Origin of the sequence: Pseudomonas sp. Irchel s3f7 (assembly GCF_900187615.1) — a bacterium.
GTDB lineage: Bacteria > Pseudomonadota > Gammaproteobacteria > Pseudomonadales > Pseudomonadaceae > Aquipseudomonas.
Genome location: NZ_FYDO01000034.1, coordinates 1 through 16,844, shown reverse-complemented (window position 1 = coordinate 16,844; position 16,844 = coordinate 1). Strand labels below are relative to the sequence as shown.

Below are 16,844 nucleotides of genomic sequence, written 5' to 3'. Positions count from 1 at the left end.
GTTATGGATTCCACTTGTTGGAGAGTGCGGGCCGCACGGTTTTCAGGTCCGGCAAGTTGTCGAGGAAGTTGTCCGGGTAGTAGCCGAAACTGGTAGCGCCCTGACGCTTGAGAACGCCCATCCACTCGGCCAACTGCTGGCCGTCGATGTCGGCGTCGGTCTGCTGGGTCCAGTCCCGGGCTTGCAGTTCGAACACGGTGCGATTGAGCGCGCCGGGACGGGATTTGACCGTGGCGACCAACGATTCCAGCCAGGGCCCGGATTGCTCCCGGGTCTGTTTTTCCATGAACGGCATGGCCATCGGCGCCGTCCAGTCGTAGGTCTGCAGGAAGTCGTCGAGGTTCTGCGCAAACCACGCTTCGCTCTCGGGATTGAGCATCGGCTCGGCGAAGATGTTGCGCGCGGTCATCACCTGCGGGCCACGGATGGCCCGGACCTTGGCCGTGAGTTCCTGGGTGAAGTCGATCAGGTACCGACTCTTGAAACGGGTCCAGCGTTGCATCGTGGCCGGGTCCGCACGCAGGGCGGCCATCGAGCCCGGCAAGCCGTTGCCGGCATAGACCTTCAGCGCTTGCGGGCCGGCGTCTTCGAAGTCCGACAGCACCGCGTCATCGTGATAGAGGATGCCGTCGACCGACGTCAGGCGCGCCACGTCTTCGTAGATTTCGCCGATGATGTGCCGCACGTTCGGATCGAACGGCGACAGTCGCTTGTACTGGTCCGGATCAACCGAAGTGGTGCCGGTTTTCGGGTCCCAACGGGTCACCCGTGGCAGCTTCGAATCGAGGGCAAAACTCAACACCGGCATCCACGCAAAGACTTTGACGTTGGCCCGGGTGCGCAGTTGCCAGGCCACGCGATCGAAGATGTCGGCGGCCACCGGCAGGTGACGGTTGGGGAAGTACAACTTGTGCACCAGGCCATCGCCGGCCGGGTCGGCGAAGGCTTGCAGGAACACCGTGTTGGCGCCCATGTCGGCCATGCGCTGGATCAGTTTGCCGAGGTTGATTTCCTGTTGCGCGGGGTCAGGGTCGTAGACGTTGTCGAGGTCCACATGCACCACGCGCATCGATGATTCGGCCTGCACAGACACGATGCTGTTGGCGAAGTGTTCGCCGTCCGGGTCCGATGCCACCAGAAAGCGCGGGCTGCTCATCAGGTTGTCGAGCGCGTCGAGACCGTCGTCCAGGGTCAACGCCATCTGATAGCCCTGTTCGTCGACCACCGCCAGCGAGGTGCCGTCCGCCATTCCGTAGGGCCAGACCCAAACCCGTGGCTTGTAGCCGGTGGCCTTGCGGATTTTCTCCGAGATGGCCGCGACGTCGGTGCGAATGCGCTGCTGAAATTCAGCTTCGGTTTCGTAGCGGCCAGTCGTCGCGTCGTACCGGCGCGTGGCGGCGGCCGGTTGCAGGTTGCCCTGCGGGTTGGCCAGCACACCTTTGTGATTGGCGTCGGTGTGCGCAGCGATTTCCACCAGACCCGACTGGGAGACTTCCCGGACCTGATCCCAGGTCAGGAAGTCCGAACGCTGGCGCGGCGTCCCGGCGAAATCCACCGGTTGGTTCAACGGTGTGTCGACCCAGGACCCGACCGGCGCCAGCAAGGCATGCCAGTTGTAGGCGCGCAGCACCGGCATCACGCGGGTATAGAAGCTTGAATAACCGTCGTCGAAACTCAGCAGGATCGCTTTGGGCGGCAACGCCGGCCCACCGCTGCGCGCGGCCATGATCTGGTCGACGGTCACCGGTTTGTAGTTGTTCTCCCGCAGCCACGCCAGTTGCTCGATCAGGCGTTCGGTGCGCACTGCCACCACCGCCTGGTCCGGGTCGCGGTCTTCGACATCGTGGTAGGCAATGCCCAGCACATGGTTTTTCGGCCACGGGGTTTCGCTGGCCGAAACCGGGCGCTCGGACGGTGGCACAAAAGCAGGTGCCTGCTGGGCGCAGGCGCTGATCAACAGCGCTCCCAGCAGGAGGATGAAACGCGAGAAAAAAGGCATCTTCAAACTCTTCTAGAAGCGGTAAGTGAGGTCGACGAGCAGGCGCAGATCGGTTTCGCGATCTCCGTCGTAGGGCCGGTTGATCACGCTCAACAGGCCGCCCACTTCGAATACGTCGTTCCAGGCATAACGCTGGCCGTAACCGAGCAGCGCCATGCCGCCGGTGCCGTGATCACGCTGGCTGTAAGTACCCGCGCCCGCCTGGAACTGCTGGCTCCAGGCCGTTTCGTAGCGGTGGTACAGCACGTGATTGACGTTCACGGTCGGCAGCACGCTGAAATCGGATTTCGGGTTGAAGTACGGCACGTCGTCGGACATGGAGTTGTGGCTGCTGCCGACCTCCAGCCCGACATCGACCTGCAGGCCCGGCGCGCTGTAGACACCTTCACGACCGGTGACCAATGCTTCGACCCGGTTGTTGCCATCACTGAAGTGCGAGGGGCTGACCGCCAGTTTCCACTCGCGGCTTTCGTTAGCCCGCCAGCGAATGAAACCGCTGCCGCCGTTGGCCGTGATGTCGCTGTTCAAGGCTCGCAACGGCGTAGCGGCCGAGAAGTACTCAAGACTGCCACCGTACTGCCAGTGATCGTCGATATCCCGGGCAATGGCCAGGCGCGCACCCTGCTTGCTGCCAAATCCGTAGGAATGGTTGGAGACTTCCGCTTCGAGGGTCATGTCGCGGGTGCGCCGCTCCAGGCCGACCCGCTGGAAACGATGATGACCGGTACCTTCCTGGAACTCACCGGTGGCGTAACCGGCACCGGCAAACACGCGCCAGTCTTCGTTGATCGGCGGGCTGTAGAGGGTGGTTTCGATGCCGAAATCACGGCTGCCGTTGACTGCGCCGGCATCGTTGTCGTTATCACCGCCATAGCTTTTACCGCCGTAGGTTTCTACGCGCAGTTCAGCCATGTCGTGGACTTCACGCTGACGCGCCAGGCGCTGCACCTGACGGTTGTCCGGGAAGCGTGCGACCACATCGTCGGTCAGCGCGTCCATCTGCCGCCATTCCTGCAAATCCATGGCGGTGTGGGCCTGGCCGATTTCCAGCCCGACATCCCGCGGGGCCATGCTCTCGGTTTCCTTGAGCTGGTTCTCGGCACGCCGTGGCCAGTCCCGCGCCAGGTACAAATCGGCTTGGGCCAGGCGCAAACCGGTGTTGCCCGGTGCCTGATCCACCAAGGCCTTTAACTGTTCTTCGCCATGGGGTAAATCGGAGCCGTAAGTACCGGCCTGGGCCGCCAGTTGCTGAGCGTCCATCCATGCGTCGTTGGGGTTGCCCACCGGCAAGCCCTTGAGTTCGATACGCGGGTTCTGGGATTTGGCCAGGTCATCGGCGACTTTGCGTGCCTCTTCGGCCTTGTCGCTTTCGAGCAGCGAGTAGTAGAGCGCGGTGCTGTCTTCAAGACGGTCACCGGCATCAGCATCCGGCGCCGTCAACACCTGTCGATACAACTCGGTCGAGGTTTCCGGCTGACGCTGGTCCAGGTAGGACGACGCCACCCAGCGCAGCGCATAGGTCGGAATCTTCACGCCTTCGGCGAGCAGTTTCTGATACTCGGAAATCACATCGGCGGTGCGCGCACGGGCCTTGAGCGCACCCATGCGGTCAATGCGCCAACGCACGACATCGTCGTGAGCGGCTGGATCGGCTGACCAGGTGGCGATCAACTTGTCGTAGTCGGCCAACGCGCGGTCAGCGATCACGTAGCGTTCTTTTTCGCTGCGGGTAGCCAGTTCGGCCAATCGCACGCGCTCGGCGGCCAGGTCACCTTCGAGGCGGCGCAGCGTGACCGGGTCAATCAGTCCCGGCCGTTGATTGGCCAGGCGCAAGGCCGGTTCCGGCAGCCGTACACGTTGCAGCGCATTCACGTATTCACGGGCGACTTCCGGTTTGCTGCCGGCGCGCATGAAGGCCTGATCGTATTCAAACAGCGAGTCGTACGGGTTGCCGGCGCGGGCCAAGGCGTAGCCCAGGGCGAGGCGGCGGGACGCGTCATCCGGTTTGGCCGCGACCAATGCGCGAGCACGGATGACGGCCTCCGCGGGTTTGCCGGCATCGGCCTGGGTCAACGCGAGGCCCAACTGCAGATCCGGGTTTTGCGGCTCGAGGGCCAGCGCCTTGTTGTACACCTGGATCGCCGAGTCCCAATGTTTGAGATTGCGATAGGCGCGCGCAGTGGCGGTCAGTGCCTGAACCGGCAGCACCCGGTTGTGGCCCTGGGTTTCATAGACCGACACCACTTCAGCGTCGAGCCCGGCCCAACTGGCAATCTGCAGGTGATCGCTGATCTGGCCGGTAGTGGCCTGATTCGCCGGGACCTGACGCAATGTAGTCAATGCAGGCGTGTAGTTCCCCGCCCGGGCGTCGAGCACGCTTTGGTCGTAGGGTGTGTTGGCGACCGCCAGCACCGGCCAGAGCAACTGACCGCAAACGACAACGCGAAGCAAAGGGCGCAAGCCGCTTCGCAAAAAGGGACCATCAAAACTCGGCATTCGTCAGTATCCTTACATGGCCAGCCGGGCTCACAGCGTCCCTTGCCAACTCGTATCGAAATGGTCGGTTTTATCTGACCGACTCACTTCAGGCAGGGGCATTTTGCACACAAACGCACGTCACAATTGAGAACACAATAATTGTTCAGATTCATGACGTGTCAACTCAACGCGGCTTGTTCCAGGTCAAATGCCAGACAGCAAAACGCCCGGCCTGCGCATCGCGCAAAGGTCGGGCGTGGCTTTGTGAAACGCGGTTTTACTGGACTTGCCCAGCACCCGCGAACTTGCTCATCAGGAAGTTGGCGAACTCTTCGATGGTCATTTTCTGGCCGTTGAAATCCACCTGATTGTTGGCGTAATGCAGCTTGGTGACGATGTCATTACCGTCCAGTTTCGCCAATTGCGAGCCCACTGCCATGCTGCTGAACATGTCCGCCGTGGCGGTCGCCTGATCGGCAATCAGCTTGGCGTCGGTCTGGCCGTCGATTTGCGATTGCACGGTGAGTACATCCACCAGCATCGGCTTGGACACCTTCAGATTGAAGTCCAGCAATGCGATCAGCTGTCTGACCAACTGGTCTGTCGGCAGATCGATGGCCTTAGGTTTGGTCAGGTCGAGCACCAGGCTGGCGCGGCTTTCGCCGTTGGCGGTGTTGAGCGAAAGGTTTTCCAGGGCAAGCTGCGGACCGGCCGCCAGCAGGTTTTCCAGGCTGGATTTAAGCTGCGCTTCTTCCGCTTCGGTCAGCTGCATTTCCGGTACCGGCAGGCCAACCGCCTCTGCTTCGGCGGCGGCTCTTTCGTACGGTTGCACCTTGGTTTGATAGATCTGCATCAACGTCATGGTGGCCGGGATGTCGAGGTTTTTCAGGCTCACGGCCAAGGCGCCAGAACCGATGGGCTTACCGTTCAGGGAAACTTCGCCCACCTTGTAATCGGCACGCCCGGAAGCGCTGGCGCCCGACTCGGCGGTGTGGTTTTTCATCTCGAATTTCTTGAAGTCCAGTACCGACTGTTTCACGCCAAAGGTCGACTTGCCGCTGGCCAGCTCCAGAACGTTCTCGCCGCTGTAAAAACCGTAGGTGCTTTTGGTCAGGTTGCTGGCCAGGGTCAGGCCGTTCAATTCGATTTGCACCGGCGACTGATCTTCGGCAACGGTGGTCACCTTCAGACTGTCCATGTAGCCGTCGGCCTTGACCTTCTTCGCCTGGGCACTGGCAGAGACATCAATGTTCAAGCCGGAGAACTTCATGCTCGACTTGTCATCCAGCGCCATTTCCAGCGGCTTCAATTCGAGGGTGCCGTTGGTGGAGTTGTCGTAACCGATGTTGACCACGCCGGTCATCGGCGATTTGTCCTTGGCGGCGGCAAACCACTTCTCGGTAAGCGGGGTCTTTTCCAGTTCGTAATGACTGGTCGCCATGACCGGCAGCCACTTCAGCGATACCAGGCGCGAGAAAGGCAGCGGACCGTGTTCGATGCGATCGACAAACAGCAACTCGACCGGTGTTTCACCGAACATTTCCCCCTCGCCCTTGAGGCGGTAGTGCGCGGTGCTGCTGAATACATGACGTTCCAGCGAGACCAGCTCCAGCGACGCGGTGCCGTTGGAGCCGACCATGGCCGCTTGCAGTTCCTTGTTGGCATCGGTAATCGAGGTGTTCAGTACGCTTTCGAGCTTGCTGCCGGTGAACCACGCGCCGCCTGCACTGATGGCGCCAATGGCTACAACAATTCCCAGAAGCACGCCTGCTGATTTATTCATGTATGACCCGTCAATGTCCGTTGTTGAAAGTGTCGTCTTCCCTGAACCCATGACGGGTAGCGGTCGCGACTGTGCTGAAAGTGCGATGGAGATTAGCATCAGGCACGACGGACGGCCCAATGTTTAAAGGTGAAAGAGTGTCTTGGGAAATTGGGGGAACGCATTTGTCAGGAAAGATCGCAGCCTTCGGCAGCGCCTACGGAATTTTCGTCATTCCCTGTAGGAGCTGCCGAAGGCTGCGATCTTGATACGGTCAGGAATATTGGACTTCGATCTCATCGAGTTGATGATCAAAACTTTTCAGCCGCGCGGTCCAGGTATAAACCAGCACCTCGAAATCCCGATTGATCACCGCCCCGCCCGTCACTTCCCCACGCGGGTCGCAAAAATCCAGTTGATAGCGTTCACGGGCCATGGCCGTGGCGACATCGGCCAGTTCCCGGGCATTGCTGAGCCAGTGTCGGCCGTCGTCAGCGATTTGTTTGTCCAGTTCCAGACACTGCTTTTTCAGGGTTTCGAGGCTTTTTTCCAGCGGTGTGCCGGTCAGTTCGCCCATGACTTCCTGAAACGTGCGCCCCGGTTGCCAGTAACTGCCCCAGAAATAGCGGTCGAACACCGTTTCGACACGACGCAGCGCGACCTTGGTGTCCCAGATCAGCACCAGGGTCTTGCCTTGTTCGAGTTGTTTTTTTTTGACGCGATGCGTCTGGATGGACGCCCAGGCCACCACCACGACAGACATCACGGCGATCAGTGCGACGGCACTGTCGAGAAACACCAGCGCCTTGTCGATCTGATGGGCCAGCATGATGCCGTAGAAATAGGTGGCCGTGAGCAGCACCAGCGCCACGACAGCGCACCAGAAGCCGAGAGCATAAGGGTTTTTCATTATTGGTTTTCCCCTGACCTGCGCGAGCCTTGTGTGAAGCAAGAGCCCATTGCACAGGGCGCCACTCCATCACTTCAAAGCATAGCAACGGCCTCAGGGTTTGCCGGAGTTCGACGCTTGCGTTCGTCCGCTTTCCCAACCGCCGCCCAAGGCGAGGAACAAATCGATCTGGCTCATGGCCACCTGGGTGTTCGCGGCGGCCAGTTGCGCCCGCACATCGGTGTAGGTGCGGGTGGCTTGCAGGTCGGCCAGGAACGACGCGCGGCCAGCCTGGAAGAAACGGTGCGTCTGATCGGCGGCCAATTGTGCCGATTGCTCGGCATCCGCCAGCGCATCGCGCCGTTGCAGCAACGCGGAGTACTGCGCCAGACCGGTCTGGGTCTCGCGAATGGCGTTGAGCACCACCCCATCGAAATGCGCCAGCGTCGCCTGGGTCACCGCTTCGGCTTCGCGGATTTTCGCCCGGGCGCCGTTGGTCGGGACGGTCCAGGTCAGCGACGGCCCGAAGCCCCAGCGGTTGGTGGACGGTTCGCCGAGGTTATCCAGGATACCGACGGTGCCAACGGTCGCGCCGATGCTGATGTCGGGGTACAACTGGCCGGTGGCGACGCCGATGGTGGCGGTCGCGGCAGCCAGGCGTCGCTCGGCTTGCCGTACGTCCGGTCGACGTTTGAGCAACGCGGCGCCATCACCCACCGGCACCAGTTGCACGATTTTTGGCAATTCGGCGCAGGTCGCCGTGCCGGCCGGCAGTTGATCCAGCGGCTTGGCCAGCAACATCGACAAACGGTACAGACCCGCCTGACGCGCCGCTTCATAGCGCGGCATGTCGGCGCGCAAGGATTTGAATTGGGTTTGCGAGCGAGTGACCTGGGTTTCATCGCCACGGCCGGCATCGCGCAGGCGCTGGATCAGCGTGGTGCTCTGGGCTTGCAGGTCGAGGGAGTGCTGGGCTATTTCCCGCTCCTCATTGGCCGCACACACTTGGGTGTAGGCGCGGACCACGTCGGCCACCAAGGTGATGCGTGCCGTATCGGCGGCGGCCTGGGTCGCATCGGCGTTGGCCTTGGCCGCTTCGATGCCGCGTTGCAAGGTACCGAACAGATCGAACTGGTATGACGCGCTGATGCCGATATCGCCGATGTTGGCCACCGGCACTTTTTCCGGCTGCAGGAACGCTTCGCCTGACTCCTGCAAACGCTGGGCGCCCATCTTCACGCCGCCACTCCAGCCACCCGCCGCCTCGGCCTGATCGACCTGAGCGCGAGCCCGCAGCAGACTGGCCGCCGCCACGCGCAAATCGGTGTTGGAGGCCATGGCCTGCTGCACCAACTGGTCGAGCCGCGGGTCGTGGTACAAGCGCCACCAGTCACCCGGGACAGGCGCCGACACCACCGCTTTAGCATCTTGCGCCAGGTTGCCCTGCAGGTCATCGCGGTGGACGGAGGCCTCTTCGGGCAAGTGATAATCCGGCCCGACCACCTGGCACGCCGACAGCAACAGGCCTAAACCGGCCACCGCCAAACCCGAGGCCTTGCTCATTGCGCAGGCTCCCGATTCTTGTCGTCGATGATCGATACCGTCGCGGTACGTCCGGCGATCATGCGGAAATCCGCTGGCACATCGTCGAAGGCGATTCGCACCGGAATTCGCTGCGCCAGGCGCACCCAACTGAACGCCGGATTAACGTTGGGCAGCAGGTTGTTGCCGCTGGTGCGGTCGCGGTCTTCGATACCGGCGACGATGCTTTCCACATGCCCGCGCAGGCGCGCATTGTCGCCGACCACCCGGATGTCGACGCTCTGGCCGACATGAATACCATTGAGTTTGGTTTCTTCGAAGTAGCCGTCGATGTGGAACGAGTTGCTGTCGACCACCGACAACACCGGGCGACCGGCGCTGACAAACTCCTGGGTACGCGGTGCACGGTCGTTGACGTAGCCGTCCACCGGGCTGCGGATCACCGAGCGGTCGAGGTTGAGCTGGGCGCTGTCCACCGCCACTTGGGCTTCCATCAATGCAACCTGTGCGCGAGCGACCTTAGACTGACTTTCCTCAAGTTGCTCGCCCGGCACCAGATTGCCCAGGCCCTTGTTACGTTTGGCTTCGCGTTGAGCCTGGGCCAGGGTTTCTTCACGATCGGCGACCGCCGCTTTCGCCTGACGCAGGGCCAGTTTGAAACGGTCCGGATCGATGCTGAACAGCACCTGGCCACGCTTGACCATTTGGTTGTCGCGCACGTCCACTTGCTGGATCAGCCCGGAGACATCCGGCGCGATCTGCACGACGTCGGCACGGATGTGCCCGTCGCGCGTCCAGGGCGCGAACATGTAATACATGACCATGCGCCAGACCACGACAACGGCAAGGCTCACGATCAACAGGGTCAGCACCACGCGACCCAAGGTCAGAAACGGTTTTTTCATGTCATCAGGTATCGACTGAGTGAATCCACGGCGCCCAGCAGCACGGCGTAGAGAGCCACGTTGAACAATGCCCGGTGCCAGACCAGACGGTAAAAGTGCAGGCGCGTCAGCACCCCGTGCACCAACAGGTAAATCACGTACGTAATGCCCATCAGCACCAGCAGCGTGGGCAGGAACACCCCGCTGATATCCAGATCACCGATCATAAAGGCGCTCCATCGATGCCATGGGGAAGCGGTTCTTCGGGCTCGGCGGCGCCGACAAACTCAACACCGGGCAGCAATGCCAGACGCAGACCACTCAAGGCGTGCAGCAAGTGCCGACGGGTTTCATCATCGCCGGCACCGCCAAGCGCGCGGCGGGTGCGGTCGAGGGTCATGAGCAACGGGCTCGGCGCCTGTAACCGCTCGCCGGCCTTGAGACACGCCTTGAAGTATTCACCGACCTCGGCCACCACCTGACGCAGCAACACCTGCGGCGCACCGGAAACACGTGGCGAATAGGCCAGCAAGTCCAACAGATTCAGCGCCACCCGCACTTCGCGCAGCGCGATGCCGGTGTCCTGGCCGGTCATGGCCAGACGCGGCAAATGCTGCATCAATCGGTCGAGCATCTGCACACCCAACTGCCGGTGTTCGGCCAGGGTGGCCGGCTCGGCAAGGCTGACGATGTCGCGCCAGCTGAAACGGGTCAGGCGTTTGGCCGCGTATTCCGCACCAAACGGTCGGGAAATGAGGGTCCAGATGAACGCGAACAACAAGCCCATGGGGCCGGCAAGATTCGAGTTGGCGAAACTGAGAAAGTCCGCGTCGTAAGCCCCCTGAATACTGATGAAGGACGAGGTGTTGACCAACGTCAGCAGCATGCCCAGGTAAAACTGCGGCTTGACCGTCAGTGTCCCCACGCAGATGAAGGGGACGGCGAACGCCAACACCAACATCGGAAAATCATGCAGGTTGGGCAGGACCAGAAACAGGTAAAGACTGGCGAACACCACCGACAACGCCGTCCAGAAAAAGAACCGGTAGATCTGCGGCGCCGGGTCATCCATCGAGGCGAAGAAACTGCACGCCACCGCAGCCAGAATCACCGCGCTGCCACCATCGGTCCAGCCGAGCAGAATCCACAGCACCGAGGCGACAATGATCGCCGTGACGGTGGACGCGGCGGAATAGAGCATCAGCCCACGATCCAGAAACGGCGTCAGTCGCCCGAGACGCCAATGCCGATACACCGCCCGCCAGTTGTCCTGGCTCTCACACTGAATCGCGAATTGCAGGCTGCGGCAGTCCTGCCACAAGTCGACCCACTCGCCGAGGCGGTAAATGGCGTTGGAGAACAGCAACTGCTTGCGATCCTCTAGCACGTGCGGCTCGGGTTGCAGGGCTTCGAGCTGGTCTTTCAGGGCACGCCAGCGCTCGAGGTCCGCATCGTTGTGATCGAGCCATTCAGTGGCCGCCGCCAGCAACGGCGAGAACTTATCCACAAGCTCGGGGGTGCGCCGTTCCAGCGCATACAACGCGTCGTCGAGGGCATCGATCACCGGCAACAGATGAATCATCCGCCCGCGCAACTCCTTGGTGTTGCGTACGGTTTGCGGACGCGAGCCTTCGTGCGGCAACTGGCCGATCATCAGTTCCAGGCTGTTGAAATTCGCCACCATCGACATGCGCAGCGCACTGACTTCATCAGGCTTCACGTCGCGGTTGAGAAATCGCAGGCTGTAATTCGATGCATCGGCGAACCATTTACTCACCGAATCGTTGAACACCGGCGCCAGGCGACGGGGCCAGAACATCGCGCCCATCACGGCCGCCACGGCGATGCCGAGGAAGATTTCTTCGGTCCGCGCTTCCGCCACATCCCACACCGCCAACGGGTTATCCACCACCGGCAAGGCAATCAACGGCAAGGTGTAGCCGGCCAGCATCAAGGCGTAGTTGTTGGCGGTGCGCAAATGCAGGGACAGAAACAGCAGGATGCCAGTCCACAGCGCAATCACCACCACCAATACATACGGACTCTGGACAAACATCGGCACGAACAGCACCGCCGCCGCAGCGCCGACAAAGGTGCCAATCGCACGGTACAAAGCTTTGGACGTGGTGGGACCGAGGAATGGGTTGGAAACGATGTACACCGTGGCCATCGCCCAGTAAGGACGGGGCATTTGCATGAGCAGTGCGATATACAGCGCAATCATCGAGGCGGCGAAGGTACGCACGCCATAGAACCAGTCCCGCGCCGGGGGCATACCAGAGAAAAATCCGTTCAAGGGTTGCCCACCGATGGCGGCGTGGCCGCTTCAAATGCTCTGAGTACCCGCAGCGTAGCTTCCAGATCACTCGGGTCAATGCCGTCCAGGACTTCATGGCGCAAGCGCACCAATTCGACTTCGACCGCTTGAACCAGCTCGCGACCGGTTTCGGTCAGGCTCAGGCATTTGGCGCGCCGATCCTGCGTATCTTCGGTGCGGCAGACATAGCCGCCATGGCACAGCTGATCAAGCAAGCGCACCAGCGACGGACTCTCCATCCCCGCCGCCTGCGCCACGGTCACCTGACGCACGCCCTCGCCCAGCCGGCCGATCATCAACAACGGCACGGCGCAGGCTTCGGAGATTCCATAGTTGGCCAGCGTGGTCTGGCAGATTTTGCGCCAATGCCTGGCGGCCACCACCATGGAACTGCTGATGTTCATCTGAAGAATGTCGAGGGGATCGGGCACGAAAGACACACTGTTAGTTTGCTAACTATCAATATGGCATTGGAGAGGATTTATCGTCAAGTTTTGAAACAAATTTGAGCGCCACGTCTAAACAAGAATCCTCAACGCTTCTTGGCCCGCTCATAGACTGCACTGCGTTCGCGCTTCCCTACCGCAACGACAGAAACAACGACGCGCTCATCTATCACCTCGTAAACCAGGCGATATCCCGATGACTTCAGTTTGATTTTGAAACAGTCAGGCATCCCGTGCAGGGCGTCAGCCTGGATTCGCGGAGTCTCAAGCCGCTCTGCCAGCTTCTTTTTGAATTGCTCACGGAGGGTGTGCCCCAGCTTGTCCCACTCCTTGCGTGCAGACGGCAGGAATTCGAGCTTATAGGTCATCCAGTGTCACCGGAATCGGCGTCTCATCACGGCGAGAACGAACGATTTCCGCCAACTCCAAATCATCAAGACGCTCCATCATGGCTTCGAAAACATCGGCGGGGACCATGTAACCCATGACGCGATTGTGATTGAGCACCGCAACCGGTCCTCCATGGGCGCCATTCAAAACAGCTGTTGGGTTTTTCTTTAACTCGGAGACACTAACGGCCATATCGGCCAATACACTTTGCATAATTAAGACCTCAAATAAGGTCTTAATTCTGGTCCATTATTATCGACTGAGCAATCGAGCAAATCGCCACCCATCCGATAACTACACCCCCCGCCCCTTCCTCAACAGCACATCCAGCTGGTCCACCACCTCTGCCCAGTCAGCATCTTCCAGCACCTCATTCCGCAGCAGATCCGCCTGGCTCGGACTCCAGAAAAACGCATCCGCAAGATGCAGTTCAGGTTTGAGCGGCGAATGGGTGGCGATGAATTTGTCGATGCTCTCGGCGTCGTCGGCCAGGCCAAGTTGTTTGAACAGCGACGATAGGCTGTGCGTCGGGTTTTCCATGGTGGACTCCTGGGACTGATTCTGGGGTCACTGCTCGCGATGGCAGTGGCATTGACGAAACAAAACTCACTGACTCAACTCACGCACCTCGGCATGCGGCACCATGGCCAGAAAATCCGGCATGTTCATGCGCAGCAGATTGGTGTGGTTGCCCGCTTCCAGATAGATGTCTTTTTGCCGGGTCAGCAGTGGGTCGATCACCACATCCAGCCCATAGGCTTCACCCAGGGCTGGCACGGCTCCGCGTTCGCAATCGTCAAACAGATGCGGCAAATTGCTTTCCCGGGAGACCTGCCACTCTCCGCTGCTGCGGACTTTGCTCAGGTCCAGGTGACGGCTGGCGGGCAGCACCGCCATCAGGTAATGACCGTGATGGTCATCGAGGATGACCGACTTGGCGACCCGTTCCGCAGGAATGCCTGCAACCCGCGCCGTTTCAAGGCTGCTGGCCGAGTGTGGGTGGCTGACGATGTCATATTCGCAGTGCGCCTTTTCCAGGCTGCGCTGCACGGTTCTTGCCATACGCATGATGCACCTCGATGCCCGCGACAACCTTTGGCGGACGATGGTTTAACACCTTTTGCCATACTGAAAGTCTAGGCCCGCTGGCCGGTGACGGCGGGAAATCCGCTCATCGGGCACCGTCATCATTTGAGCAAAATTCATACAAGCCCGGGCTCAACTAAACTCTATTCATAACCCCCCATGACTCTCCCGGAGGGTCAAGTGAACACGCGTTGTTGTGCCGTTGCGTTGCTGCTGGCGTTGAGCGGGTCGACGTTCGCCGCCGAAACGGTTGTCTTGTTGCCCCACCCTGTCGGGATCTGGCTGATCACGCTTGGCATCGCCTTTCTGATCGCAGAAGCCGCCCTGCCCAATTACGGCGTGATTGGCTTGGGCGGGATCGTGATGTTCGTGATCGGTGCAGTGATTCTGACCAACACCGATGTGCCCGTGCCGCTGATGATCGGCTTGGCGCTGGTCAGCGCCTTGCTGCTGATCTTCCTGGTGATTCACGCCCTCAAAACCCGACCGCGACACACCGTCAGCGGGGATGCCGGGCTAGTCGGCAGCGAAACGCCCGTCACGTCAGTGCAGACCGGCAACGCGTGTGGCGGCTGGGTGCATCTGCAAGGAGAACAATGGCAAGTGCTCAGCGCGACGCCGCTGCAACCCGGACAGCGGGTGCGGGTGATGGCGCGCCAGGGTTTGCTGCTGCAAGTGGCCGCGGCTGACGCGGTGCCGGGTGGAGAATAGTCATGGGCGTGCAATTGGGTATGGTCGCGCTGCTGTTATTGCTGATTGCACTGGCGGGGTCGACGTTCCGCATCCTGCGCGAATACGAGCGCGGGGTGGTGTTCCAGCTTGGACGCTTCTGGCAGGTCAAGGGGCCGGGCCTGATCCTGCTGATTCCGGTGGTGCAACAAATGGTCCGTGTCGACCTGCGCACGGTGGTGCTGGACGTACCGTCCCAGGACGTGATCACCCGCGACAACGTGTCGGTCAAGGTCAATGCGGTGCTGTACTTTCGCGTGCTCGATCCGCAGAAAGCGATCATTCAGGTCGAGGATTTCTTCGCCGCCACCAGCCAACTGGCGCAGACCACACTGCGGGCGGTGCTCGGCAAACATGAACTCGACGAATTGCTCGCCGAACGCGAGCGCCTGAACCTGGATATCCAGCAAGTGCTCGACGCCCAGACCGATGCGTGGGGCATCAAAGTCGCCAACGTCGAAATCAAGCACGTCGACCTCAATGAATCGATGGTCCGCGCCATCGCCAAACAGGCCGAAGCCGAACGGGAACGTCGGGCCAAGGTGATCCACGCCGAAGGCGAACTGCAAGCCTCGGAAAAACTCATGCAAGCCGCCGAAATGCTCGGACGCCAGCCGGGGGCCATGCAGTTGCGCTACATGCAGACCCTCAATTCGATTGCCGGCGACAAGAGTTCGACCATCGTCTTTCCGCTGCCGATTGAATTGCTCAAGGGCATGGCGGATTTGTCGTCGAAACCTTGAATGGCCTTCAGCGTTGCGCCGTCAACGGATACACCGATTGCCATCCGCCGCCCAACGCCTTGTACAAGCCGACGGCTGCCAATGATACGCCGGCCGAACTCTCGACCCACTGTTCCTGCGTGGCCAGCAAGGCGCCTTGCACGGTAAGCACCGTGACGAAGTCCACCACGCCTTCCACGTATTGCTGCTGTGCGGTTTGCAGGGCGATGCGGTTCTGGCGCACAGCTTCAGCCAGGCTGTCGCGACGCAATTGGCTGGCGTTGTAACGGGTCAGCTGATCGTCGATTTCATGCCAGGCGCGCAACACCGTTTGCTGGTAGGCAATGGCGGCTTCCTGTTGCTGTGCTTCGCGCAAATTGAGTACGCCGCGCAGGCGTCCGCCGTCGAACAGCGGCAAGCTGAATTGCGGGCCGATGCCGAACGAGCGCGAACCCCAGGAGCCCAAATCGCTCAGTTGCATCGCTTGCGAGCCGATGTTCCCCGACAAGGTGATGCGCGGATAAAAATCCCCCTTGGCCACACCGATGCTCGCGGTGGCGGCATGCAGACGCGCTTCGGCCTGGCGGATATCCGGGCGACGCTCGGCCAGTTGCGACGGCAGGCCAATGGCAACCTGACGCGGCGTTTGCGGCACCGGGGCATCTGTGGATAACTCCGCTGCCAGCGCTTGAGGCGGCTCGCCCATCAGCAGGCTCAAGGCGTTGATCAATTGCGATTGACGCTGCTCCAACGCTGGCAGGCGCGATTCGATGGCCGCCACTTGCGCGGCGGCTTCGGCGACATCCAGATCAGTGGCGACCCCATCCGCCAGGCGCAGCTGCGAAAGTTTCAAGCTGTGGCGGGCGACGTCGAGGTTCTGCTCGGTCACGGCCCGGGTGTTTTGCACACCGCGCAGCTGAATATAGTCCTGGGCGGTCTCGGCCAGCACCGACAGCAACACGCCGCGTCGGTCGTTTTCCGCGACTTCCAGAGTGGCATCGGCGGCTTCGGTTTCGCGGCGTACACGGCCCCAGAAATCCAGCTCCCATGAGGCGGAAAAACCACCCTCCCACAGGTTGAATGCTGAATCGCCGTCATGGCCGGACGGATCGTTCAGGCCCTCGCCACTGTTGCGTTTGCGTGCGTAACTGCCGGTGGCGGCGGTATTGGGATAACGGTTGGCGGTGATCACCTGGCGCACCGCGCGGCTTTGCTGCAAGCGGCTGCTGGCCAGTTTCAGGTCGAGGTTGTCGGTCAATGCGCGCTGGCTTAGGGCCGAGAGTTTTGGATCGTTGAACACCTCCCACCAGCGTTCGTCCATAGACTCGGCGATGGCTTGGCTGGGGGCGGTGTTGGCGGGTTTGGACCATTCGGACATTTGTTGCGGTTCGGGCTTTTGGAAATCCGGGCCGACGCTGCAGGCGCTGAGACTGATGGCGAGCAAGGCACTCTGGATAAGTCGCGAGCAAACCCGCTTGTATGTTTAGACTTGAAGGGGTGGGTGGGACTAAAGCCTCGCTTCTGACTCTGACCAGTACAGACCGTGGGAGACATCGTCCCACCCCTTCACCTAATGCGCCGATAAGGAATGCATCGGCTC

General features: G+C 60.9%; 16 protein-coding genes. 2 read left to right on the top strand and 14 right to left on the bottom strand.

Annotated features, from left to right (window positions below):
* Window position 1: 1 nt before the first annotated feature.
* From pgaB to CKW19_RS24325, 13 genes are all read right to left on the bottom strand, one after another.
* Complete coding sequence (pgaB, locus tag CKW19_RS24385) at window positions 2-1,999, bottom strand: poly-beta-1,6-N-acetyl-D-glucosamine N-deacetylase PgaB (RefSeq protein ID WP_095060539.1); 1,998 nt, start codon at window positions 1,997-1,999, stop codon at window positions 2-4.
* Between the two features lie 12 nt (window positions 2,000-2,011).
* Entirely contained in the window at window positions 2,012-4,495 is a 2,484-nt protein-coding gene (pgaA, locus tag CKW19_RS24380) for a poly-beta-1,6 N-acetyl-D-glucosamine export porin PgaA (RefSeq protein WP_095060537.1), read from the bottom strand.
* A gap of 259 nt (window positions 4,496-4,754) precedes the next feature.
* Window positions 4,755-6,260, bottom strand: a complete 1,506-nt coding sequence (locus tag CKW19_RS24375; protein WP_095060535.1) for a YdgA family protein — start codon at window positions 6,258-6,260, stop codon at window positions 4,755-4,757.
* 253 nt (window positions 6,261-6,513) lie between these two features.
* A complete protein-coding gene (locus CKW19_RS24370) occupies window positions 6,514-7,149 on the bottom strand; it encodes an NADH:ubiquinone oxidoreductase subunit N (protein WP_095060533.1) in 636 nt (211 codons plus the stop codon).
* Between the two features lie 93 nt (window positions 7,150-7,242).
* Entirely contained in the window at window positions 7,243-8,691 is a 1,449-nt protein-coding gene (locus tag CKW19_RS24365) for an efflux transporter outer membrane subunit (protein WP_095060531.1), read from the bottom strand.
* On the bottom strand, window positions 8,688-9,575 hold the full coding sequence (locus tag CKW19_RS24360) for an HlyD family secretion protein (RefSeq protein ID WP_095060529.1): 888 nt from the start codon (window positions 9,573-9,575) through the stop codon (window positions 8,688-8,690). Before CKW19_RS24360 ends, CKW19_RS24365 begins: the two co-directional genes overlap by 4 nt.
* Window positions 9,572-9,781 (bottom strand): DUF1656 domain-containing protein, encoded by a 210-nt coding sequence (locus CKW19_RS24355; protein ID WP_053160669.1) that lies wholly within the window; start codon window positions 9,779-9,781, stop codon window positions 9,572-9,574. Before CKW19_RS24355 ends, CKW19_RS24360 begins: the two co-directional genes overlap by 4 nt.
* On the bottom strand, window positions 9,778-11,850 hold the full coding sequence (locus CKW19_RS24350) for an FUSC family protein (RefSeq protein ID WP_095060527.1): 2,073 nt from the start codon (window positions 11,848-11,850) through the stop codon (window positions 9,778-9,780). The genes CKW19_RS24355 and CKW19_RS24350 overlap by 4 nt, the downstream gene beginning before the upstream one ends.
* On the bottom strand, window positions 11,847-12,275 hold the full coding sequence (locus CKW19_RS24345) for a MarR family winged helix-turn-helix transcriptional regulator (RefSeq protein WP_095060525.1): 429 nt from the start codon (window positions 12,273-12,275) through the stop codon (window positions 11,847-11,849). The genes CKW19_RS24350 and CKW19_RS24345 overlap by 4 nt, the downstream gene beginning before the upstream one ends.
* A 128-nt stretch (window positions 12,276-12,403) precedes the next feature.
* Window positions 12,404-12,685, bottom strand: a complete 282-nt coding sequence (locus CKW19_RS24340) for a type II toxin-antitoxin system RelE/ParE family toxin (protein ID WP_095060523.1) — start codon at window positions 12,683-12,685, stop codon at window positions 12,404-12,406.
* Complete coding sequence (locus tag CKW19_RS24335; RefSeq protein WP_095060521.1) at window positions 12,675-12,920, bottom strand: type II toxin-antitoxin system Phd/YefM family antitoxin; 246 nt, start codon at window positions 12,918-12,920, stop codon at window positions 12,675-12,677. Before CKW19_RS24335 ends, CKW19_RS24340 begins: the two co-directional genes overlap by 11 nt.
* Before the next feature lie 81 nt (window positions 12,921-13,001).
* Window positions 13,002-13,247 carry a DUF2789 domain-containing protein gene (locus CKW19_RS24330; protein WP_095060518.1) on the bottom strand — a complete coding sequence of 82 codons (246 nt, stop codon included), beginning with the start codon at window positions 13,245-13,247 and terminating at the stop codon, window positions 13,002-13,004.
* Window positions 13,248-13,313: 66 nt separating this feature from the next.
* Entirely contained in the window at window positions 13,314-13,775 is a 462-nt protein-coding gene (locus tag CKW19_RS24325) for an aminoacyl-tRNA deacylase (RefSeq protein ID WP_095060516.1), read from the bottom strand.
* A 198-nt stretch (window positions 13,776-13,973) separates the two neighbouring features.
* On the opposite strand from CKW19_RS24325, the gene CKW19_RS24320 reads away from it, so the two are divergent.
* Together CKW19_RS24320 and CKW19_RS24315 are read left to right on the top strand one after the other, a co-directional pair.
* Window positions 13,974-14,504, top strand: coding sequence for an NfeD family protein (locus CKW19_RS24320; RefSeq protein ID WP_095060514.1), 531 nt, complete (start codon window positions 13,974-13,976; stop codon window positions 14,502-14,504).
* Window positions 14,505-14,506: 2 nt separating this feature from the next.
* A complete protein-coding gene (locus CKW19_RS24315) occupies window positions 14,507-15,265 on the top strand; it encodes a slipin family protein (RefSeq protein WP_095060512.1) in 759 nt (252 codons plus the stop codon).
* A gap of 7 nt (window positions 15,266-15,272) precedes the next feature.
* On the opposite strand, the gene CKW19_RS24310 is transcribed toward CKW19_RS24315, so the two are convergent.
* Window positions 15,273-16,700, bottom strand: a complete 1,428-nt coding sequence (locus tag CKW19_RS24310; protein ID WP_143500383.1) for an efflux transporter outer membrane subunit — start codon at window positions 16,698-16,700, stop codon at window positions 15,273-15,275.
* Window positions 16,701-16,844 lie beyond the last annotated feature (144 nt).